At 55.7% G+C, this 911-nt stretch carries 1 protein-coding gene; it reads left to right on the top strand.

The genetic code is table 11. The annotated features are described in order from the left end of the window. Nucleotides 1-228: 228 nt before the first annotated feature. A complete protein-coding gene (ybaK, locus tag B7G66_RS15960; protein WP_040510370.1) occupies nt 229-702 on the top strand; it encodes a Cys-tRNA(Pro) deacylase in 474 nt (157 codons plus the stop codon). Nucleotides 703-911: the final 209 nt, after the last annotated feature.

A 911-nucleotide genomic window follows, 5' to 3' on the forward strand; every position in this document is an offset into this window, starting at 1 on the left:
CTTCACCAAAAACCTTTATAATTTCAGGATGTTATCGCGCCTGATTTTTTAAATTCAAGGCGGCTGTCCGGGGGGCAGGCATTGCAGGATGTGGCCTTGTGGTTTTGTGAGGTTATGCGCCCCAAAGGGGGATATTCCTTGGCGGGTTACAGGACAGCGTCCTGAGGAGTGTCACGGGCAAGCATTACGGTTGTGCATTTGGCCGTATCTGGCCCTATACTGCGCCACATGAGCAAGAGCACACCCGCGACGGCTGCCCTCGATGAGGCCGGTGTCGCCTATACGGTTATTCCGTATGAATATGATTCCAGTGCCGATCAGGTCGGCAATCATGCAGCCCAGGCAATCGGGGAACCGCCGGAACGGGTGTTCAAGACCTTGATGGTGGAGGTCGATGGCCGTGGTGCCTGCGTGGTCGTGCCGGTTGCACGCAGTATCAGCATGAAGAAGGTTGCCGCAGCATTCGGTGGCAAGTCCGCCCAGATGATGAAGCCACCCACGGCCGAACGCGCCACCGGGTTCAAGGTGGGCGGCATCAGTCCATTCGGGCAGAAGAAGCAGGCCCCGACCGCCATTGCGCAAGAAGCGCAGGACGAACCCTATATGGTCATCAACGGGGGAAAGCGTGGTCTTCTGGTGCGCCTGTCACCAGAAGACGCAATGCAGGCCAGTGGGGCATTCCCTGCCGACCTGCTGTCGTAACTGCCGCATGCCCGGACAGCGGGTGTGGGGGCATTTATGAAGGGGGCTGGTGACGCTTTTAAACACGCTGTGAAAAGATGTCGCCATTTTGAAAAAGGGCTACATCTGGCCGTTCTTGTGATCCGGCAGTGGATGCTTGGAGAGACTGTTTAAAACGTCAGGCTTAATAACATCCTGAAATCATAAAAGTTTTTGGTGAAGCTTTTTCC

Source organism: Novacetimonas hansenii JCM 7643, assembly GCF_000964405.1.
GTDB lineage: Bacteria > Pseudomonadota > Alphaproteobacteria > Acetobacterales > Acetobacteraceae > Novacetimonas > Novacetimonas hansenii.

Excerpts from the sequence above, each read along its gene's own strand:
- ybaK (WP_040510370.1), top strand. The coding sequence starts at position 229 with ATGAGCAAGAGCACACCCGCGACGGCTGCCCTCGATGAGGCCGGTGTC.